This window comes from Mesorhizobium sp. CNPSo 4689, from assembly GCF_057784325.1.
In genome coordinates this window covers 57733-76821 of record NZ_JBWLUZ010000006.1, presented here as the reverse complement: position 1 = coordinate 76821, position 19089 = coordinate 57733, and the positions used below count along the sequence as shown (strand labels likewise).

Annotated in this window: 22 protein-coding genes; 18 read left to right on the top strand and 4 right to left on the bottom strand. The window is 63.9% G+C overall.

Annotation, left to right across the window (positions count from 1 at the left end; all coding sequences use genetic code 11):
- The 10 genes from ribD to AC04SI_RS12135 all read left to right on the top strand — a co-directional run bounded on the left by ribD (position 1) and on the right by AC04SI_RS12135 (position 10438).
- Positions 1-1131 carry a bifunctional diaminohydroxyphosphoribosylaminopyrimidine deaminase/5-amino-6-(5-phosphoribosylamino)uracil reductase RibD gene (gene ribD, locus AC04SI_RS12180; protein WP_404277701.1) on the top strand — a complete coding sequence of 377 codons (1131 nt, stop codon included), beginning with the start codon at positions 1-3 and terminating at the stop codon, positions 1129-1131.
- Positions 1131-1748, top strand: coding sequence for a riboflavin synthase (locus AC04SI_RS12175; RefSeq protein ID WP_404277703.1), 618 nt, complete (start codon positions 1131-1133; stop codon positions 1746-1748). Before ribD ends, AC04SI_RS12175 begins: the two co-directional genes overlap by 1 nt.
- A gap of 95 nt (positions 1749-1843) precedes the next feature.
- Positions 1844-2338, top strand: a complete 495-nt coding sequence (gene ribH / locus AC04SI_RS12170) for a 6,7-dimethyl-8-ribityllumazine synthase (protein WP_006201904.1) — start codon at positions 1844-1846, stop codon at positions 2336-2338.
- A complete protein-coding gene (nusB, locus tag AC04SI_RS12165) occupies positions 2335-2835 on the top strand; it encodes a transcription antitermination factor NusB (RefSeq protein ID WP_404277706.1) in 501 nt (166 codons plus the stop codon). The genes ribH and nusB overlap by 4 nt, the downstream gene beginning before the upstream one ends.
- The gene (locus tag AC04SI_RS12160; RefSeq protein ID WP_404277707.1) at positions 2832-4052 is read left to right on the top strand and encodes an MFS transporter; all 1221 of its coding nucleotides are present in this window, start codon (positions 2832-2834) and stop codon (positions 4050-4052) included. Before nusB ends, AC04SI_RS12160 begins: the two co-directional genes overlap by 4 nt.
- 157 nt (positions 4053-4209) lie before the next feature.
- Positions 4210-5121, top strand: a complete 912-nt coding sequence (osmF, locus tag AC04SI_RS12155) for a glycine betaine ABC transporter substrate-binding protein OsmF (RefSeq protein ID WP_404277709.1) — start codon at positions 4210-4212, stop codon at positions 5119-5121.
- Between the two features lie 43 nt (positions 5122-5164).
- Entirely contained in the window at positions 5165-6340 is a 1176-nt protein-coding gene (locus AC04SI_RS12150) for an ABC transporter permease (RefSeq protein WP_404277711.1), read from the top strand.
- A complete protein-coding gene (locus AC04SI_RS12145) occupies positions 6337-7275 on the top strand; it encodes an ABC transporter ATP-binding protein (protein ID WP_404277713.1) in 939 nt (312 codons plus the stop codon). Before AC04SI_RS12150 ends, AC04SI_RS12145 begins: the two co-directional genes overlap by 4 nt.
- Positions 7272-8021: an ABC transporter permease gene (locus tag AC04SI_RS12140; protein ID WP_488474265.1), complete on the top strand. Its 750-nt coding sequence runs from the start codon at positions 7272-7274 to the stop codon at positions 8019-8021. Before AC04SI_RS12145 ends, AC04SI_RS12140 begins: the two co-directional genes overlap by 4 nt.
- 275 nt (positions 8022-8296) lie before the next feature.
- Positions 8297-10438 (top strand): sodium-translocating pyrophosphatase, encoded by a 2142-nt coding sequence (locus tag AC04SI_RS12135; protein ID WP_404277717.1) that lies wholly within the window; start codon positions 8297-8299, stop codon positions 10436-10438.
- 172 nt (positions 10439-10610) lie between these two features.
- Here AC04SI_RS12135 and AC04SI_RS12130 read toward each other — a convergent pair whose 3' ends face one another.
- A complete protein-coding gene (locus AC04SI_RS12130; protein WP_404277719.1) occupies positions 10611-11126 on the bottom strand; it encodes an outer membrane protein assembly factor BamE in 516 nt (171 codons plus the stop codon).
- Between the two features lie 115 nt (positions 11127-11241).
- Here AC04SI_RS12130 and AC04SI_RS12125 point away from each other — a divergent pair, with 115 nt between their 5' ends.
- The 7 genes from AC04SI_RS12125 to AC04SI_RS12095 all read left to right on the top strand — a co-directional run bounded on the left by AC04SI_RS12125 (position 11242) and on the right by AC04SI_RS12095 (position 16265).
- Complete coding sequence (locus tag AC04SI_RS12125) at positions 11242-11784, top strand: ubiquinol-cytochrome C chaperone family protein (RefSeq protein WP_488474264.1); 543 nt, start codon at positions 11242-11244, stop codon at positions 11782-11784.
- 11 nt (positions 11785-11795) lie between these two features.
- Complete coding sequence (locus AC04SI_RS12120; RefSeq protein WP_404277723.1) at positions 11796-12344, top strand: YceD family protein; 549 nt, start codon at positions 11796-11798, stop codon at positions 12342-12344.
- Between the two features lie 132 nt (positions 12345-12476).
- Positions 12477-13547 carry a phosphate acyltransferase PlsX gene (gene plsX, locus AC04SI_RS12115; protein WP_404277726.1) on the top strand — a complete coding sequence of 357 codons (1071 nt, stop codon included), beginning with the start codon at positions 12477-12479 and terminating at the stop codon, positions 13545-13547.
- Between the two features lie 9 nt (positions 13548-13556).
- Positions 13557-14528, top strand: a complete 972-nt coding sequence (locus tag AC04SI_RS12110; RefSeq protein ID WP_404277728.1) for a beta-ketoacyl-ACP synthase III — start codon at positions 13557-13559, stop codon at positions 14526-14528.
- 102 nt (positions 14529-14630) lie between these two features.
- Positions 14631-14954, top strand: a complete 324-nt coding sequence (locus AC04SI_RS12105) for an integration host factor subunit alpha (protein WP_006201891.1) — start codon at positions 14631-14633, stop codon at positions 14952-14954.
- Between the two features lie 265 nt (positions 14955-15219).
- Complete coding sequence (locus tag AC04SI_RS12100) at positions 15220-15762, top strand: MerR family transcriptional regulator (RefSeq protein ID WP_120015907.1); 543 nt, start codon at positions 15220-15222, stop codon at positions 15760-15762.
- Between the two features lie 200 nt (positions 15763-15962).
- Positions 15963-16265 (top strand): hypothetical protein, encoded by a 303-nt coding sequence (locus AC04SI_RS12095; protein WP_120015908.1) that lies wholly within the window; start codon positions 15963-15965, stop codon positions 16263-16265.
- A gap of 72 nt (positions 16266-16337) precedes the next feature.
- Here AC04SI_RS12095 and AC04SI_RS12090 read toward each other — a convergent pair whose 3' ends face one another.
- The 3 genes from AC04SI_RS12090 to AC04SI_RS12080 form a co-directional block, all read right to left on the bottom strand.
- Entirely contained in the window at positions 16338-16613 is a 276-nt protein-coding gene (locus AC04SI_RS12090) for a hypothetical protein (RefSeq protein ID WP_006201888.1), read from the bottom strand.
- Positions 16614-17140: 527 nt separating this feature from the next.
- Positions 17141-17332 carry a hypothetical protein gene (locus tag AC04SI_RS12085; RefSeq protein ID WP_488474263.1) on the bottom strand — a complete coding sequence of 64 codons (192 nt, stop codon included), beginning with the start codon at positions 17330-17332 and terminating at the stop codon, positions 17141-17143.
- Positions 17333-17504: 172 nt separating this feature from the next.
- Positions 17505-18113: a hypothetical protein gene (locus AC04SI_RS12080; protein ID WP_404277956.1), complete on the bottom strand. Its 609-nt coding sequence runs from the start codon at positions 18111-18113 to the stop codon at positions 17505-17507.
- 308 nt (positions 18114-18421) lie between these two features.
- Between AC04SI_RS12080 and AC04SI_RS12075 the strand changes: the two genes are divergently transcribed.
- Positions 18422-18685: a helix-turn-helix domain-containing protein gene (locus AC04SI_RS12075; RefSeq protein ID WP_404277732.1), complete on the top strand. Its 264-nt coding sequence runs from the start codon at positions 18422-18424 to the stop codon at positions 18683-18685.
- Positions 18686-19089: the final 404 nt, after the last annotated feature.

Genomic DNA, 19089 nt, shown 5'->3' with positions numbered 1-19089 from the left:
ATGGCAAGCCCGACGCTCAGCCCGGCCGAACAGCAGGCCCTCGATCGCCGCTTCATGGCGGCAGCACTCAGGCTATCGCGCAAGAATGCCGGCCGGACCTCGACCAACCCTTCCGTCGGCACGCTGATCGTGCTCGATGACGGTACCGGGCCGATGATCGTCGGCACCGGGGTCACCGCGGTCGGCGGGCGTCCGCATGCCGAGACCGAGGCCTTGGCCGAGGCCGGTGAACTGGCTCGCGGCGCCACCGCCTATGTGACTCTGGAGCCTTGCGCCCATCACGGTCGCACGCCGCCTTGCGCCAATGCGCTGGTTAACGCAGGCGTCGCGCGCGTGGTTGGTGCGGCGAGCGATCCCGATCCGCGCGTTTCCGGCCAGGGTTACGCGATCCTGCGTGCCGCAGGCATCGAGGTGGTCGAAAAAGTGCTGGCGGCGGAGGCTTCGGAGCAGATGGCCGGCTATCTGATTCGGTCGCTCAAGAAACGCCCGGAAGTGATTTTGAAACTTGCGCTTTCCAGCGACGGCAAGATCGGTGTGGAAGGCGAGGGGCAGGTTGCGATCACCGGCGAGATCGCGCGGCGCGAAGTCTATCTGATGCGGGCCGAGGCCGACGGCATCCTGGTCGGCATCGGCACCGCGCTGGAAGACAATCCGGCGCTCACCGTGCGATTGCCCGGATTGGAGAACCGTTCCCCGGCGCGCATCGTGCTCGACCGTCAGATACGCTTGCCGGAAGCCGCGAAACTGGTCTCCGGTGTCGACCGCGTCCCGCTCTATGTCGCCGCTTGCCTGGAGGCTGACCCGCACCGGCGCGCCGCGCTCGAGCGCGCCGGCGTCCGCTTCATCGGCACCGAGACTCATGAGGGTGGCGTTGCCTTGCCCGAGCTGCTGGAAGATCTGGCGGCGCTCGGCATGGCCAGCGTGCTGGTCGAGGGCGGCGCCAAGGTGGCCAAGGCGTTCCTCGCCGACGGACTGGTCGACCGCATCGTGCTGTTCCACGGACCTGAGGCGATCGGCGAGGGCGGCATTGCATCGCCCATCGACGCCAACCATATCCCGGCGGGCTTTCGCAAGCTGCGCGACATGCAGTTCGGCGAAGACAGCTATCTGGAGTGGGTGAGGGACATCTGATGTTCACCGGAATTGTCACCGATGTCGGTAGCGTCGCTGCCGTCAGGCCGCTCAGGGAAGGGGTGGGCCTGCGCATCGACACCGCCTACGATCCCGAGACCATTGCCATCGGTGCGTCGATCTCCTGCGGAGGTGTCTGCCTGACGGTAACGGCGCTGCCAGACGGTGGTTCGAACGCGCGCTGGTTCGAGGTCGAGGCCTGGGAAGAAGCATTGCGGTTGACGACAGCCGCCGGATGGAAATTGGGCACGCGCATCAATCTCGAACGGGCGCTGAAGATCGGCGACGAGCTCGGCGGCCACATCGTCTCCGGCCATGTCGACGGCACGGCCGAGATCGTGGCGCGCAAGGACGAGGGCGATGCCGTACGCTTTACGCTCGAAGCGCCGCGCGAGCTGGCCAGGTTCATCGCGCCAAAGGGCTCCGTCGCCCTCGACGGGACCTCGCTCACTGTCAACAAGGTCGAAGGCACCCGCTTCGATGTGCTGCTGATCCACCATTCGCTGACCGTGACCACCTGGGGCGAGCGTCAGGTAGGCGACCGCGTGAACCTCGAGATCGACACCATGGCCCGCTACGCGGCGCGCCTGGTGGAAGCGGCGAAAGAGGGGCTTTGAGCCACTATGGGAAATTAGACCGGGCCTGAACGTCCGACAAAGCTTGCGAATGCGGCCGCTTCGGCCTAAGTCACCGGCGATCCCCGGAGACATCTATGGCTGGCACATCCCAACACGGCAAAGCGTTTATCCGCCCGAAGAAGAAGGCCCACCTTCTCGTCATCGAGGCGCGGTTCCATGACGACCTTGCCGACGCGCTGCTCGAAGGCGCGACGAGCGCGCTGGACGAAGCCGGCGCGACCTATGATGTCGTCACCGTTCCAGGCTCGCTGGAGATTCCAGCCGTGATCACGTTCGCCCTCGATGGTGCTGCCGACGGTGGCACCGGCTATGACGGTTTTGTTGCGCTTGGCACCATCATCCGCGGCGATACCTATCATTTCGACATCGTCGCCAATGAATCCAGCCGTGCGCTGATGGACATTTCGGTCCAGGATTCGGTCTGCATCGGCAACGGCATCCTGACCACCGAGAACGATGCGCAGGCCTGGACGCGCGCCAAGCGTTCGGAAGGCGACAAGGGCGGCTTTGCCGCGCGTGCGGCGCTGACCATGATCGCTCTCAAAGAGCAGTTGGGAGCGCGATCGTGAGCGAACCCGCTGCGCCCGGCCAGCCCGCGATACGCCACGCCAACAAGCGCGGCGCCGCCCGTCTCGCCGCCGTGCAGGCGCTCTACCAGATGGACGTGGCCGGCAGCGGCATCTTCGAGATCACGGCGGAGTATGAGGCCTTCAGGCTCGGCAAGGAGGTCGACGGCGCGCTCTATCGCGAGGCCGACGCGCAGTGGTTTCGCGCCATCCTCACCGGCGTCGTCGAAAACCAGAAGACCATCGATCCGGTCATCCGCCAGGCGCTGACCGACGACTGGCCGCTGTCGAGGCTGGATTCGACGCTGCGCGCCATCCTGCGCGCCGGCGTCTATGAATTGATGAAGCGCGACGACGTGCCGGTCGCCGTCATCGTTTCGGAATATGTCGATATCGCCAAGGCCTTCTACGAGGAAGATGAGCCGAAGCTTACCAACGCCGTGCTCGATCGCGTGTCACGCCGGGTGCGCGGCGAGGGCCGCGGCAAGGACGCTTCGTGACGGCCGCGGCTGTCGTCGCCGAGGCAAGCAGGGAAGCACGCCGCACGGCATTCATCCTTGCCGCCGCGCAGGCGATCATCGGTTCGGCCGCACCTATCGCCATTTCCGTGGGCGGGCTGGCCGGCCAATACCTGCTCGCCGCCGACAAGTCGCTGGCGACGGCGCCGATCACCGGCTTCAATGTCGGTGTGGCGCTCGGCGCACTGCCGGCTGCCGCAATCATTCGCAGCCTCGGCCAGCGCGGCGGTTTCATGACCGGCACCATCATCACCGCGCTCGGCGGGCTGGTCGCTACGCTGGCGCTCTTCCATCCGAACTTCTGGCTGTTCGCCTTCGGCCTGGCGGTGCTTGGGATCGGCGGCGCTTTCGTCCAGCAGTTTCGCTTCGCCGCCGCCGACAATGCACCTTCGGAATTCAAGGCGCGTGCCATTTCCTTCGTGCTGGCCGGCGGCATCGTCACCGCCATACTCGGGCCGCAGATCGTCATCTTCACCCGCGAATTGTTCGCGCCGGTGATGTTCGCCGGCTCGTTCGCGTCCATCCTCGTGCTGGCGGCTGTCGGCGCCATCATCCTCTCGTTCCTGCGCATTCCGTCCCGGGCTCCCGGCAAGGCGGAGATCGCCGACAACGACGCGCGGCCGCTCTCCGAGATTGTCACCCGGCCGCGTTTCGTCGCGGCGCTCTTCTGCGCTGTCGGCAGCTACGCGCTGATGAGTTTCGTCATGACCGGCGCGCCACTCGCCATGGTCGGCTGCGGCCTGTCGACCGACGATGCGATGCTCGGCATTTCCTGGCATGTCATGGCCATGTTCGCGCCGAGCTTCTTCACCGGTTCGCTGATCCACCGCTTCGGCGCCGAACGCATCGTCGCCGCCGGCCTGATCCTGCTCGTTGCTTGCGCCGTGGTAGCTCTGTCGGGTCTGGCGCTATGGCAGTTCTGGACGGCGCTGATCCTGCTCGGCCTTGGCTGGAATTTTGGCTTCATCGGCGCCACAGCCATGGTCGCCGACAGCTACCGGCCATCGGAAAAGGGCAAGGTGCAGGGCTTTCACGACTTCGTCCTGTTCGGCTCCGTCGCCTTCGCCTCGCTGATGTCGGGCGCGGTCTACAACGCCTGGGGCTGGGAGATGCTGAACTGGATCGTCTTCCCGGTTACCGCGCTCTGCTTCGTGGCGCTGGGTGCGCTGAAGATGACGAGCTTGCGCCCGGCCACCTGACACCACCTTGTCTGGATGGGCGGCGTCGGATTGGGCCAGCCCGCACAAAATTATTGCGTGCATCCCTCTTGTTATGAAACCGTGTGCCCCGACGGAGCGTTGAAGCCATGCTCATATGCGGCGACCGTAATCCGGTTCACAGCAAGGGATTCCCATAATGTTTTCAATCAAGCTTCTGGCCGGCGCCGCGCTTGCGCTCGGTATTTCCGCGGCCTCGGCAAATGCCCAGGTGGTCGTGTCGTCGAAGATCGACACCGAGGGCGGCGTGCTCGGCAACATCATCCAGCTTGTGCTGAACGCCAACAACATCAAGACCACCGACCGCATCCAGCTCGGCGGCACGCCGGTGGTGCGCAAGGCGATCAGCGCCGGCGAGATCGACATCTATCCCGAATACACCGGCAACGCCGCCTTCTTCTTCGAGAAGGCCGACGATCCGGTGTGGAAGGACGCCGCCAAGGCTTACGAGACCGCCAAGAAGCTTGACTATGACGCCAACAAGATCGTCTGGCTGTCGCCGTCGCCAGCCAACAACACCTGGGCGATCGCGCTGCGCAAGGAAGTCGCCGACGAGAACAAGCTGGCGTCGCTCTCCGACTTCGGCAATTACGTCGCCGGCGGCGGCAAGGTGGTGCTCGCGGCTTCGGCAGAGTTCGTCAATTCGGCGGCTGCACTGCCGGCCTTCCAGACCACTTACGGCTTCACGCTGAAACCCGACCAGTTGATCACGCTCTCCGGTGGCGACACCGCCGCGACCATTGCGGCGGCGGCCAACCAGACCAATGGCGCCAATGCCGCCATGGTCTACGGCACCGACGGTGGCATCGCGCCCTCCGGTCTTGTCGTGCTCGACGACGACAAGGGCGTGCAACCCGTCTACCAGCCGGCGCCGATCATCCGCGAGGCGGTGCTGAAGGAGCATCCCGAGATCGAGACGTTGTTGAAGCCGGTCTTTACCAAGCTCGACCTCGTGACGCTGCAGGAACTGAACGGCCGCGTCCAGGTCGGCGGCGAGCCGGTCAAGGGGGTGGCGGAGGACTTTTTGAAGAAGAACGGCTTCCTCAAGTGAGGCGATTGCGGCGCGCCCTATCGGGGGAGCGCCGTATCGACTGATGGGAGAGGGCGTGCGCATTCGGTTCGACAAGCTCGGCGTGGTCATCGCCGCGATCGCAACCTATGCGGCGCTCGTTGCGCCGTTCGCCACCTTCCGCGCCAACCGCATCGTGCCCGGCGAGGCGCGCTCCATCCTCGAGGCGTTGCCGACGGCGGTCGGGCCGCTGCTGCTGGCGATCGTGATCGTCGGCGCGCTCATTGCCTTGCTGAAAACGCCGCTCGTCCTGCGCCTTGCCGCCAGCGTAGTCGCGCTCGCGGCGCTCGCCATCCTGATCGGCATCGCCGGCAGCTTTCTCACGCCGGCGGGCAACACCTTCGCTCGCATTTCGCCGGCCTCCGGCTTCTGGCTGCTCATCTTCGCCTTCACACTTCTGCTGGCCGACGTGCTGACGCGTCTGAACCTATCACCCTGGGCGCGCGTCGGCGTGCTGGTCGTTGCGGCTCTGGCCATCGGCCTGCTGTTGATATCGGGGCAATGGAACAGCCTGTCGATCCTCAAGGAATATGCCAACCGTGCCGACAGTTTCTGGGCCGAAGGCTCCAAGCACGTCACGCTGGCGCTGGGTTCGCTGGCCGCCGCAGTGATTGTCGGCCTGCCGCTCGGCATTCTCTGCCACCGCATCGAAAAATTGCGGGCAGGGGTGCTCAACGTGCTGAACATCATCCAGACCATCCCCTCGATCGCGTTGTTCGGCCTCTTGATCGCGCCGCTCGGCTGGGTCGCCGCCCATGTGCCGGGTGCTGCCGCGGTCGGCATTCGCGGCATCGGCACAGCCCCCGCCTTCGTCGCGCTGTTCCTCTATTCGCTGCTGCCGGTGGTCGCCAACACGGTGGTCGGCCTCGCCGGCGTGCCGCGCGCCGCCAACGACGCCGCGCGCGGCATGGGCATGACCGACCGCCAGCGCCTGTTCGGTGTCGAGTTTCCACTGGCCTTTCCGGTCATCCTGACCGGCATCCGCATCGTGCTGGTGCAAAATATCGGCCTCGCCACCATCGCGGCGCTGATCGGCGGCGGCGGTTTTGGCGTGTTCGTCTTCCAGGGCGTAGGCCAGACGGCGATGGATCTGGTGCTGCTGGGCGCCGTGCCGACCGTGGCGCTGGCCTTTGCCGCGGCCATCATCCTCGACGCAGTGATCGAAATGACCGCCACCAAGCGCAGGGTTGAAACGGCATGATCGAGATCGAAGGCATTACCAAGCGCTATGACGAAACGACCGTCGTCGACGACGTTTCGATGGTGATCGAGCCGCGCACGCTTTGCGTCATCGTCGGCACCTCCGGATCCGGCAAGACGACGCTGTTGCGCATGATCAACCGGCTGGTTGAGCCGACCGCGGGCGTGATCAGGCTCGATGGCGCCGACAACCGCTCGTTGCCGGGCTATGAGCTGCGCCGTAGCATCGGCTATGCCATTCAGGGCCACGGCCTGTTTCCGCACCGCACCGTGGCGCAAAACATTGCCACCGTGCCGGTGCTGCTCGGCTGGGACAAGGCGCGTATCAAGGCGCGCGTCGACGAACTGATGATGCTCTACCAGCTTGATCCCGAGGCCTACGGGCCGCGCTATCCGCACGAACTCTCCGGTGGCCAGCAGCAGCGCGTCGGCGTCGCCCGCGCGCTCGCCGCCGAGCCCAACGTGTTGTTGATGGACGAGCCGTTCGGCGCGCTCGACCCGATCATCCGCACCAAGGCGCAGGAGGATCTGCTGGCGATCCAAAAACGCTTCGGCACCACCATCATCCTCGTCACCCATGACATGGAAGAGGCCGTGCATATGGGCGACAAGATCGCCGTCATGGATGCCGGCAAGCTTGTTCAGTATGCCAAGCCGGCCGAGATTCTGGCGAAGCCGGCCAGCGCCTTCGTCGAGACTCTTGTCGGCGCCAGCGAAAAACCGTTCAGGCTGCTGTCGCTCGGCCGCGTGCGCGACGCCGTGGAGAAGGGGTCCGCCGAAGGCGAGGCGATCCCTGGCGACGCCAGTCAGCGCGACGCGCTGGCCGAGCTGCTCTGGTCCGGCCGCCCGGCGCTGCCGGTCAAGGGCGAAGACGGCAAGCCGCTCGGTCGCGTCACGGTTGATGGCCTGGTTAAGCGCGCGGCGAGGCCGGCATGAAGGCCTGGCTGCCCTCGCTGCTCAGGCTTTTGCTGGTGGTGCTGCTCGTCGCCTTCGTCACCAATCCCGGCTGGTTCGAGCCACTCTTGAAGCCGCTGACCGAGAACGGCGCGCCGGCGATCTACAATCAGGGCAGCCTGCTGACGCTGACCTTGCTGCATCTGAGGACCGTACTGATTGCCACGGTGGCTGCCACCCTGGTCGCAGTGGCGCTCGCCATCCTCGTCACCCGGCCGGCCGGCGCCGAGTTCCTGCCGCTGTCGCGCAGCCTGGTCAATATCGGCCAGACCTTTCCGCCGGTGGCGGTGCTGGCGCTGGCCGTGCCGGCAGTCGGCTTCGGCGAAAAGCCGACGCTTATTGCGCTGTTTCTCTATGGCCTCTTGCCGATCTTCGAGAACGCGCTGACTGGTCTGACGACGCTGCCCGCCAATGTCATGGAGGCGGCGCGCGGCGCCGGCATGACCGGCTGGCAACGGCTCACCAAGGTCGAGCTGCCGCTGAGCGCCCCGATCATCCTCGGCGGCATAAGGCTGTCGGTGGTCATCAGCCTCGCCACCGCCACCATCGGCTCGACCGTGGCGGCAAAGACGCTGGGCGAGGTGATCATTGCCGGCCTGCTGTCGAACAACCTCGCCTTAGTCCTGCAGGGCGGCCTGATCGTCGCGGCCCTTGCGGTACTGATCTATGACGGCCTTTCGGCCATCGAGCGTTACACCGCGCGTCGCATGGGGCAGCAGACGGCGTAGCGCCGCCTGAGATGAGACCGACGGCGATCTCAGCCGGGACTGATTCCGTAACGTCTTTTCAATCGATCTAATTCGACGAGGGCTTCAACCGTTAGGCTGGCACATAGACCTTTTGGCCGAAAGCCGGGCAAAAACCGAACAATATCTTGACGTTCCGAGCCCTGTTTCGCATACACCGCTGCGAAGGGACGGAATCCGCCTGGCGGAATGCCGCTCCCCGTCTCAACGGCCCAGGGAGGGGTTCTTTTGGGCCATCAATCGAGGAAAATTCGGCAATGACCATCATTTCCGCCGTCATCGCCTGCGGCCTGCTTTCAGTCCTTTACGCAATCTGGGCGACCCGATCGGTCCTCGCGTCCGATCAGGGCAATGCACGCATGCAGGAAATCTCCGCGGCCATCCGCGAAGGCGCGCAGGCCTATCTGGCGCGCCAGTACACCACCATCGCCGTCGTCGGCGTCGTCGTCCTGCTGCTTGCATGGTGGCTGCTGTCGATCACCGCCGCGATCGGCTTCCTGATCGGTGCCGTGCTTTCGGGCGCCGCCGGCTTCATCGGCATGCACGTCTCGGTGCGCGCCAATGTGCGCACCGCGCAGGCGGCGTCGAACAGCTTGGCTGCCGGCCTCGACATCGCCTTCAAGTCGGGCGCCATCACCGGCATGCTGGTGGCGGGTCTGGCGCTGCTCGGCGTCTCGATCTACTACCTCATCCTGACCCATTTCATGGGCCTTCAGCCCAATGACCGCATCGTCATCGACTCGCTGGTTTCGCTCGGCTTCGGCGCCTCGCTGATCTCGATCTTCGCCCGTCTCGGCGGCGGTATCTTCACCAAGGGCGCCGACGTCGGCGGCGATCTCGTCGGCAAGGTCGAAGCCGGCATTCCCGAAGACGATCCGCGCAACCCGGCCACCATCGCCGACAATGTCGGCGACAATGTCGGCGACTGCGCCGGCATGGCCGCCGACCTGTTCGAGACCTATGCGGTGACCGTCGTTGCCACCATGGTTCTCGCCGCCATCTTCTTCGGCGGCACTCCCGTTCTCGGCGCCGCCATGCTCTATCCGCTGGCCATCTGCGGCGCCTGCATCCTGACCTCGATCGTCGGCACCTTCTTCGTCAAGCTCGGTTCCAACGGCTCGATCATGGGCGCGCTCTACAAAGGCCTGATCGTCACCGGCCTGCTGTCCATCGTCGGGCTCGGCGTCGCCACCTCGGCAACCCTCGGCTGGGGCGAGATCGGCACGGTTGCCGGCATGGCCATTACCGGCAAGAACCTGTTCATCTGCGGCCTGATCGGCCTTCTGGTGACCGGCCTTATCGTGGTGATCACCGAATACTACACCGGCACCAACAAGCGCCCGGTCAACTCGATCGCCCAGGCTTCGGTGACCGGCCACGGCACCAACGTCATCCAGGGCCTTGCGGTATCGCTGGAATCGACCGCACTTCCGGCGATCGTCATCGTCGGCGGCATCATCTCCACCTACCAGCTCGCCGGCCTGTTCGGCACGGCGATCGCGGTCACCACCATGCTCGGCCTTGCCGGCATGATCGTCGCGCTCGACGCCTTCGGCCCGGTCACCGACAATGCCGGCGGCATCGCCGAAATGGCCGGCCTGCCTAAGGAAGTGCGCCACTCCACCGATGCGCTCGACGCGGTCGGCAACACCACCAAGGCGGTGACCAAGGGCTACGCCATCGGTTCGGCCGGTCTCGGCGCGCTGGTGCTGTTTGCGGCCTACTCGAACGACCTGAAGTTCTTTGCCGCCAATGGCGACAAATATCCTTACTTCCAGGGTATGGGCGAAATCTCCTTCGACCTCTCCAACCCTTACGTCGTCGCCGGCCTGATCTTCGGCGGCCTGATCCCGTATCTGTTCGGTGGCATCGCCATGACGGCCGTCGGCCGCGCGGCGGGCGCCATTGTCGAGGAGGTGCGCAAGCAGTTCCGCGAGGATCCGGGCATCATGGCCGGAACCTCGAAGCCGAACTACGCGCGCGCGGTCGACCTGCTGACCAAGGCGGCGATCCGCGAGATGATCATCCCCTCGTTGCTGCCGGTGCTGGCGCCGCTCGTCGTCTATTTCGGCGTGCTGCTGATTTCGGGTTCGAAGGCGTCGGCCTTTGCAGCGCTCGGCGCCTCGCTGCTCGGCGTCATCGTCAACGGCCTGTTCGTTGCCATCTCGATGACCTCGGGCGGTGGCGCCTGGGACAATGCGAAAAAATCGTTCGAGGACGGTTTTGTCGACAAGGACGGCGTCAAGCACCTGAAGGGCTCCGAGGCGCACAAGGCCTCGGTCACCGGCGACACGGTCGGCGATCCCTACAAGGACACCGCCGGCCCGGCGGTCAACCCGGCGATCAAGATCACCAACATTGTCGCCTTGCTGCTCTTGGCCGTGCTCGCGCACGGCTGAGCACGGAGCCATCGCTCGAAAACAAAACCCGCGGGAGCGACCCCGCGGGTTTTTCTTGCGACGATCAATGCCTCGTCAAAACAAAAGCCCGCAGGATTGCTCCCGCGGGCTCTTGGCTGCCTGAGATGTTTGCTGCTTCAGGGAAGAAGCAAGAAAGGGAATGAAGGACAGATCAGGGCGTGCCGCCGCCGGGAATACCGGGCGCCAGCTTGCTGGCCCCGTTGATGATCTGGCTGAGGAAGTTCTGGTCCTTGCCGCCTGTCGGCGTGGTGCGCGAGATGAAGTCGAACATCCTGCCGTCCTTCAGGCCGTAATTGGCGATCTGGGTGACGCGCCCGTCGGCGCCGAAATAGACAGCCAGCACTTTCTGGTCGACCAGACGCGGCTTGTCGAAGGCGACGTAACGCTTACGTGTCTGCGAGATGTAGTAGAAGGCCTCGTTGTCGAAGGTGGCCGTCGTAGACGGTGTGCCAAGCGCCAGCAGCACCTGTTCGCGGCTGGAGCCGACCGGCACCGAATCGATCGCCTGCTGGTCGATCACATAACCTTGCGTCAGCGTCTCGCTGGGATTGAGGTCACCGACCATCTTGGACGTATTGCAGGCGGAAAGCGCTGCAGCCACCACCAGCAGCGAGACCATGCCGGCGGGCCTGGGCAAAAAAGACGACTTGAATTTCAGCGCGCGCAACAACAACTCCATTAGCTGGCCGCAACTTGCGCTGGGCGGCAAAACCGGTAAACCAGCTTGCCTGCCGATGCAACAAGGCCAATTCAAACAAACGGTCCCCGGGAGACCACCCTCAATGTTCCAGCGCCTTTTTGGCCGCGAACGCCACGCCAACCGCGCCATCACCGAGGCGCTCTACGCACAAATCGTGGCAGCGGCGCGGCAAACCATATTTTATTCCGACTGGAATGTGCCGGACACGCCGCTCGGCCGTTTCGAGATGCTGTCGCTGCACATGTTCCTGTTCCAGCACCGGCTGCGCGGCGAGAGCGGTGCTGCGACCGAGCTTGCGCAGGTGCTGATCGACGAGTTCTTCCTCGATGTCGAGCATTCGCTGAGGGAACTGGGCATAGGCGATGTCGGTGTACCCAAGCGCATGAAGAAGCTGGCAAAAATGTTCTACGGCCGCACGGCCGCCTATGACGATGCGCTGGAGCGTGACGACCGCGAGGCGCTCGCTGCCGCGCTTGCCCGCAATGTCCGGCCCGATGCCGGCGCCTGGCCGCAGGCGCCGCTGCTGGCAGCCTATGTCGCCGACGCTTCCAGACAGCTCGCGGCGCAGCCGGCCGAATCGATCGTTTCCGGCACGGTGGTGTTTCCCTTGGCCAAGCCAGCTTGAAGGAGGGGAAGATGAAACATGCCGATGCCCAAAGCCCTGTGTCCTTTGTGGCCAACGTCGCCCGCTTGCCGCACAAGGGGCTGCCTGTAGTGATCGATGCCGACGACCGGCAGCGCGCCGCACTCGCCACCGAGCACGAACTGCTTTCGGTCGAACGCTACCGCGCCGAGCTTCTGGTGGCACCGTGGAAGCGGCACGGCGTCAAGGTCAGCGGCCGTGTCGAAGCCGACATCACCCAGGCCTGCATCGTCACTCTCGATCCGGTGGCGGCACATATCGACGAGCTGGTCGAGGCGCTGTTCCTGCCGGAGCAGTCCAAGCTCGGGCGGCAGGGTTTCGAAGGCGGTGGCGAGATCGTGCTGGATGCCGACGGGCCCGACAGCCCGGAGACTTTTTCCGGCGATACGATCGACGTCGGAGCGCTTGCCGAGCAGTTTTTCGGCCTGGCGATCGATCCTTATCCGCGCAAGGCGGGGGCATCGGTGGAGGCCGCCGGCGATACCGAGCCCGCCGAAAGCGAATTCCAGCAAAAGCTGCGGTCCCTGCTTGGAAAATCCTGAAAGCGGACGAGATATTAGAAAAGCTGGTTGTGCGGCAGCCCAAAACCGCTATTTTCGCCGAACCTTCGCGAGCCCCCCGTACCTTGGCAAGCCCTCAGTCGCAGGCCAGGCAAACCGTGAGATGAATACCGCGTGATCAGGATTTCCATCGATGCCATGGGCGGCGATCACGGACCGAGCGTGGTCATCCCGGCGCTCATGACCGTCGCCATCCGCCGCCCCGACATCCGCTTCATCATTTATGGACGTGAGGAAGCGGTTCGCCCCGAGCTTGCCAAGTTCCCCAAGCTGGCCGAGATCAGCGATTTCGTCCATTGCGAGATCGCGGTCAGGATGGACGACAAGCCGAGCCAGGCGCTGCGCCACGGCCGCTGGAAGTCGTCTATGTGGAAGGCGGTCGAGGCGGTCAAATCGGGCACCGCGCAGGCCTGCATCTCGGCCGGCAACACCGGCGCGCTGATGGCGATGTCGAAATTCTGCCTGCGCACCATGGCGACCATCGATCGCCCGGCGATCGCGGCCCTTTGGCCGAATACGCGCGGCGAAAGCGTGGTGCTGGACGTCGGCGCCACAATCGGCGCCGATGCGCACCAGCTCATCGATTTCGCCATTCTGGGCACCGGCATGGCGCGCTCGGTTTTCGGCATCGAACGGCCTACCGTCGGCCTGCTCAATGTCGGCGTCGAGGAGATCAAGGGCCAGGAAGAGGTCAAGGAGGCTGGCCGCATGCTGCGCGAGGCCAACATGGCCTCGATGAACTATCGCGGCTTCGTCGAGGGCGACGACATCGGCAAGGGCACGGTCGACGTGGTCGTCACCGAGGGCTTTGCCGGCAACATCGCCCTGAAGACGGCGGAAGGCACCGCAAGGCAGATCGGCGGCTATCTGCGTGCCGCCATGAGCCGCACGCTGATGGCCAGGATCGGCTATGTCTTCGCCAAGGGCGCCTTTGACCGGCTGCGTGAGAAGATGGATGTCGGCCGCTCCAATGGCGGCGTCTTCCTGGGCCTCAACGGCATCGTGGTGAAAAGCCATGGCGGCGCCGATTCGGACGGCTTTGCGGCGGCGATCGAGCTCGGCTACGACATGGTGCGCAACAATCTGCTTGACCGCATCGAGGCCGATCTCGATTTGTTCCATGCGCGCAATCCGCATGCCCAGGCAAACAGGAAATCCGACGTCGCCGTCGACGCAAAGGAATAGGAAAGAGCTTTGATCAGATCAGTCGTGCGCGGCTCGGGCGCCGCGCTGCCCCGCCGCATCATGAAGAATGCCGATTTCGAAGGCATGGTCGAGACCTCCGACGAGTGGATCGTCCAGCGCACCGGCATCCGGCAGCGCCATGTCGCGGCCGACGACGAGACGACGGCCTCGCTGGGCGAGGCGGCGGCACGCGCAGCCCTCGACAGCGCCGGGCTGACGCCCGCCGACATCGACCTCATCGTGCTGGCCACCTCGACGCCCAACAACACCTTTCCGGCGACCGCAGTCGAGATCCAGAACCGGCTCGGCATGCATCACGGCTTTGCCTTCGACATGCAGGCGGTGTGCTCCGGCTTCGTCTATGCGGTGGCGACCGCCGACCTCTACATCCGCGGCGGCCTGGCAAAGCGCGTCCTGGTGATCGGTTCGGAGACCTTCTCGCGCATCCTCGACTGGAGCGACCGCTCGACCTGCGTCCTGTTCGGTGACGGCGCCGGCGCGCTGGTCCTCGAAGTGGGCGAGGGGGTTGGCGGCGTCGCCGACCGCGGTGTGCTTGCGGCCAGCCTGCGTTCCGACGGCGTCCACAAGGACAAGCTTTTCGTCGATGGCGGACCCTCGACCACCGGCACGGTCGGCCATCTCAGGATGGAAGGCCGCGAAGTGTTCAAGCACGCCGTCGGCATGATCACCGATGTCATCGAGGCGACCTTCGCGCAGGCCGGCATCACCGCCGACGACCTCGACTGGTTCGTGCCGCATCAGGCCAATAAACGGATTATTGACGCTTCCGCCAAGAAGCTTGGGATTGCCGAGCAAAAGGTGGTGGTTACGGTCGATTTGCACGGTAACACCTCGGCTGCCTCCGTGCCGCTGGCGCTCTCGGTGGCCGTCGCCGACGGCCGCATCAAGAAGGGTGACCTGGTGCTGCTCGAGGCGATGGGTGGGGGCTTCACCTGGGGCGCGGTTTTGGTTCGCTGGTAAGTGCCGAACGTATGGGTTCGGTCCTTGACCTTGACGGATCAATTACTTAGGCTCTGCCGCTGCTTGTATCGATTTATGTTTTTGAGCTGATGGGACGGTCGCATGGGGGGAAAGACACTGACGCGCGCCGACCTTGCCGAAGCTGTTTACCGCAAGGTTGGCTTGTCGAGAACTGAATCGGCCGAACTCGTCGAAGCGGTCCTGGACGAGATCTGCGAGGCCATCGTTCGCGGTGAGACGGTGAAGCTGTCGTCCTTCGCCACTTTCCATGTTCGTTCCAAGAACGAGCGCATCGGCCGCAATCCCAAGACCGGCGAGGAAGTGCCGATCCTGCCGCGCCGGGTGATGACCTTCAAGTCGTCGAATGTGCTGAAGAGCCGTATCCTGCGCTCGCATCAGAACAGCAAGGCCAAGGGCGGCAAATAGCCGGCTACAGCAATTCCAGGAAAAGTGTGACGCGGTTTTCCGTCCGGAATTGCGTAAAAACAAGGACGCAATTCCAGGAAAAGTGGGAAGCGGTTTTCCGTTCGGATTTCCAGAATTGCGTAAAAACAAGGATATATAGAAAGCTTCGGTTGAAAACGGCGGTCGATTTTGACGCCGGGCTTGAATGTTGTTTCATAAACCGCTGAAATGATACCCGATTCGGCACAACAGGCCCAATCGCCGTCCAGCGTGGAGGATTTCGCCCATGGACAAGAGCCCCGATGCATTCCGTACCATCAGCGAGGTCGCGGAGGATCTCGATCTGCCGCAGCATGTGCTGCGCTTCTGGGAAACGCGCTTCAACCAGATCAAGCCGATGAAGCGTGGCGGCGGCCGCCGCTACTACCGGCCGCAGGATGTCGAGCTGATCAAGGGCATCCGCCACATGCTCTATGACCAGGGCTATACGATCAAGGGCGTGCAGAAGCTGCTGCGCGAGAACGGCAATCATTTCCTGGTCGCCATCGGCAATGGCGACATGGCCGCCGTCGAGGCGATCGCACAGCGCCGTCAGGCCGATCAGGTGCCGCTGACGCCGGCAGCCCAGCCGCGTGGCGCGGATGACGAGATGCTGGTCGGCCAGCCCAAGGTGAAGCCGAGCCGCCGCTTTTTCGGCATGGGCAAGAGCGACGACGAGGGACCGGTGCAGCCGGGCTCGTCGAAACTGTCGCGCGACAATCGCGCCTTGCTGCAGGAGGCGCTGTTCGACCTTCTGGAATGCAAGCGCCTGCTCGACCAGGTGCGCTAGCGCAATTCCAGGAAAAGTGTGAACGGTTTTCCGTCCGGAATTGCGCAAAGGCAAAGAGACAGAGCAGCTCAGCAATTCTATCAATTGCTGAGCTGTTCTGAACCCTCGACCCGCCGCCACGGGACATCCCGCCGGCAAAACCGGAACCGCTTCTGCGGCCATGCGTTTGGCCTTCTCTGAAAAAGGAAGGACAGACAATCATGGCATCGCTTTCGACCCTCTCCGATCTTGACCTCGAAAAGCAGGTCGCGACCCTTTCCAGGGAGCTCGCGGCCTTGCGGAAAGCCGTAGCCAAACGAGGTGGCGCTTACTACGAGGACGGTCGCGACGCTGCTTCCGACTACTATTCCGAACTGGCCGGGCGCCTCACGGATGCGCTGCCCGCGATCAGGAACAAGGGCAGGGCGATCGAAAGGACGGCACGCGACCATCCGGCGACCGCGGCTGCGGTGGGGCTGGTTGTCGTTGGGCTCATCGCCAGCCTCGTCCTCAGCAGACGCTGAATCTCAAAGCTAACAGACAAGAAAATGGCGGCCGTCGCGCGGACGGCCGCCATTTTCTTCGACGACAGGCGATCAGTTGGCGAGCTTGAGCCGGGTCTTCGGGTCGATCTTCATGACCTGGCTGCACTTGCCGTAAACGGTGCCGTTCTTGTCGGTGGCATCGGTGTAGGTGCCCTTGCAGTCGAGCTGCAGCACCAGACAGGATCCCGAACCCTTGCAGACCGCGCCGCCGTCGCCGGTGGGGTGCGTGCCTGCGAAAGCCGAGCTCGGAACCGAAACCGAGCCAAACGCCGAGACGGCGATGACAGCGGCGAGCGAGATGCGCTTGAAGTTGGTGAAGTTGGTCATTTGAGCATTTCCTTCTCGTTGATTTGAGGATCGCCGTCATGGCGTCCTTCTGGTTTGGGGATCGCCTTCTTGGCGTCCATGCCGGTTTAGTGCGGCCCAGAGAGGAAAGGTTCATGCCTCGGTTCGGTTTTTTTGCCGCGCCGCGCCAGCGATCGTCGATCCGGTTCGAGGGTATCGGGACGGCTGACGCCGGTCAGCGATTGCCAGCGTCGACGACCTATCTGGCGTCCACCGCGTTGGCACCACAACGTCGGCAGCGAGCAGTCAGGCCGGGATCTCGGCAGGACGCGCCCGGCCCACTGCGTTTCGGGAACTGGCAGGCTTTGGCCGCGAGCTTGTCGGTCGGCGGCGCAAAGAATGGATCGTGGTCGACGTTTTTGGGCAGATAGCCGAGCCGCGTGGCGAGGCGGGCGAGAAGGCCGGGAATTTGGGTTCGTCCTTCATCCCGCGAGGTGCAGGGCCCCGTCAGGAAAACCGCTCTTGGCCAAAACCAAAACCGGCCTTCCTGTCGGGGTAAGCCGGTATGCTTAGGCCTTCTTCGCTTCCACCTTCTTGTGGTGGTGGTGGTGATGGTGACGGTGGTGATGATGCTTGCCGTGATGATGGCGGTGATGCTTGTGATGCACCGGGGCAGCATCAGCGCTGGTCGCGCCGAGGAGCGGCATCGAGACAGCCAGGGCAAAAGCCAGCCCAAGGGCGGAGAGGAGGGACTTCTTCATGACATTGTTTCCTTTTGTGCGGGCCGCAATCTGGAGATCACCGGACCATATCGATGACTCGAGCGCCGCGATCGGGACTATCGTCCTGGATTTTTTCGACAATTTTTCCCGACTGTAGAATTTTGTTTCCGGATTGTGTCTGAAGCCCTGGTCGTCCCGTGCAGGCGCCGCCTCACATCGGCGGAACGACGCCATGGTTGCCGACGACGACCCGTCGCGACGTGAGTGTGCCGTCGCTGCTGCGCTCGGCAGTGACGAATACCGCCGCACCGGGCGTGAGGTCCGCCTGCGTGGCGGTCGCGAAGGTCACGATCGGCGTCGACTGCGGAATCGCGATCTGCTTCTTCTGGCCATTGTCATAGGTCAGCGTCACCGTCCGGCCATCGATATCGGTCACGTCGGCGACTGTGCCGTTGGTCATCCGGCTGTTGGGTTGCAGGTCCCATGGCCGGTCGCCTTCTCCCGTGCCTTTCAATGCGGCCGGGAAGATCACGACTTCCAGCGCGCCGCTGCCACCATCGGCCTTGGAGACGGATGCAATGCCGAGGAAATCACCCTGCTTGATGTCGGCGGCCGATGCCTTGGCGACGCCGGAGATTTTCCACCCCTGCGCCAACGCTATCGCATCTGTCTTGCCCGCCTGGTCCTTCACTGTCAGCGTCGATCCGGCAAGGCCGACGACCGTGCCGCGCACGCGCATCGTGTCTGCCGCCTGAGCCTCTGCCGCAGCGGCAAGGCCTGGAATCGTGCCGAGCACGATCGCGAATATCTTTAAGTTCATGGGATTCGATCCTTCTGGAAAATGGCCGGCCCGACCTGTCGGTGCCGGCGACATCTGCGTAACGAACGCGGGCGCGAAAACGTCGATCAACTCGGCGTTCGATTCTTCAAAAGAACTTGATTGGAAGTCATGACGGGAGAGATGGCGCATTTGCCCGGTTTCCGCTCCGGCAAGCCATTCCCTCGCGGCAATTCACGTTGCCGTGACGCTTGTTTTCGCGCTTGGCAAATCGCCCGCGAGCGGGCATTCTCCCGCTCGTCTCAGGCAACCCATCATTTGATCAGACCTTTCAGCCCACGGAGTTGCCAATGCCCGCTACTGCAACACGCGAAGTTCCGCCCGAATTGATTGCCACGTCCGGCTACAGCGCCCTCAAGGCCGTCCGCGAAACCAGGGGATACAGCGTCGAAGAGCTGTCCCTGACATGCGGCCTCTCGGTCCATGAGATTGCCGACATTGAGAACGGCAAGGATGTCGATCCGTCGAAGCTCAGACGAATAGCCTTGGCGCTTCAGGTGCCAGAAAGCGTTTTGATCGACATGCCGGCGGCCGAAAATCAGCCCATGCAATAGTCGACCTTGGGTCCACCCAGCGAGCCCGCCATGGTTTGCCCTGGCGGGCTTTCTTAATCCCAGGCAGGCGGGGCGGGGTGCTGGCGCTTGCGAATAGCGGCCGCCCCACGCGCTTATCCCGAACAAGATTCGCCGAAGAGCGCGCCCGGCATCAGATTTCGGTGCATTACGCCCTTGCGCCTAACATTAGCGCTTGCTGATGCATCCATCCCGGCGCAGCGTCGCCCGGGGCTTTCAGAGGGCGAAATGCTAAAGCGGATCGTAACTCCCACCACAACCAGTTTGCGCCAATTCAACTTTCCTGTTCCCGACGACGTCATTGATGCTGTGCAGCGATATATCGACTGCGCTGGTCCAGGACGTATCATTTCGACCTATTCGGCCGTTCAGTCGGTGCGAGACAA

What these genes read in the sequence shown, in the direction of transcription:
- ribD (WP_404277701.1), top strand. Translation starts at nt 1, where the DNA reads ATGGCAAGCCCGACGCTCAGCCCGGCCGAACAGCAGGCCCTCGATCGC.
- AC04SI_RS12175 (WP_404277703.1), top strand. Translation starts at nt 1,131, where the DNA reads ATGTTCACCGGAATTGTCACCGATGTCGGTAGCGTCGCTGCCGTCAGG.
- ribH (WP_006201904.1), top strand. Translation starts at nt 1,844, where the DNA reads ATGGCTGGCACATCCCAACACGGCAAAGCGTTTATCCGCCCGAAGAAG.
- osmF (WP_404277709.1), top strand. Translation starts at nt 4,210, where the DNA reads ATGTTTTCAATCAAGCTTCTGGCCGGCGCCGCGCTTGCGCTCGGTATT.
- AC04SI_RS12150 (WP_404277711.1), top strand. Translation starts at nt 5,165, where the DNA reads ATGGGAGAGGGCGTGCGCATTCGGTTCGACAAGCTCGGCGTGGTCATC.
- AC04SI_RS12145 (WP_404277713.1), top strand. Translation starts at nt 6,337, where the DNA reads ATGATCGAGATCGAAGGCATTACCAAGCGCTATGACGAAACGACCGTC.
- AC04SI_RS12140 (WP_488474265.1), top strand. Translation starts at nt 7,272, where the DNA reads ATGAAGGCCTGGCTGCCCTCGCTGCTCAGGCTTTTGCTGGTGGTGCTG.
- AC04SI_RS12135 (WP_404277717.1), top strand. Translation starts at nt 8,297, where the DNA reads ATGACCATCATTTCCGCCGTCATCGCCTGCGGCCTGCTTTCAGTCCTT.
- AC04SI_RS12125 (WP_488474264.1), top strand. Translation starts at nt 11,242, where the DNA reads ATGTTCCAGCGCCTTTTTGGCCGCGAACGCCACGCCAACCGCGCCATC.
- AC04SI_RS12120 (WP_404277723.1), top strand. Translation starts at nt 11,796, where the DNA reads ATGAAACATGCCGATGCCCAAAGCCCTGTGTCCTTTGTGGCCAACGTC.
- AC04SI_RS12105 (WP_006201891.1), top strand. Translation starts at nt 14,631, where the DNA reads ATGGGGGGAAAGACACTGACGCGCGCCGACCTTGCCGAAGCTGTTTAC.
- AC04SI_RS12100 (WP_120015907.1), top strand. Translation starts at nt 15,220, where the DNA reads ATGGACAAGAGCCCCGATGCATTCCGTACCATCAGCGAGGTCGCGGAG.
- AC04SI_RS12095 (WP_120015908.1), top strand. Translation starts at nt 15,963, where the DNA reads ATGGCATCGCTTTCGACCCTCTCCGATCTTGACCTCGAAAAGCAGGTC.
- AC04SI_RS12090 (WP_006201888.1), bottom strand. Translation starts at nt 16,613, where the DNA reads ATGACCAACTTCACCAACTTCAAGCGCATCTCGCTCGCCGCTGTCATC.
- AC04SI_RS12085 (WP_488474263.1), bottom strand. Translation starts at nt 17,332, where the DNA reads ATGAAGAAGTCCCTCCTCTCCGCCCTTGGGCTGGCTTTTGCCCTGGCT.
- AC04SI_RS12080 (WP_404277956.1), bottom strand. Translation starts at nt 18,113, where the DNA reads ATGAACTTAAAGATATTCGCGATCGTGCTCGGCACGATTCCAGGCCTT.
- AC04SI_RS12075 (WP_404277732.1), top strand. Translation starts at nt 18,422, where the DNA reads ATGCCCGCTACTGCAACACGCGAAGTTCCGCCCGAATTGATTGCCACG.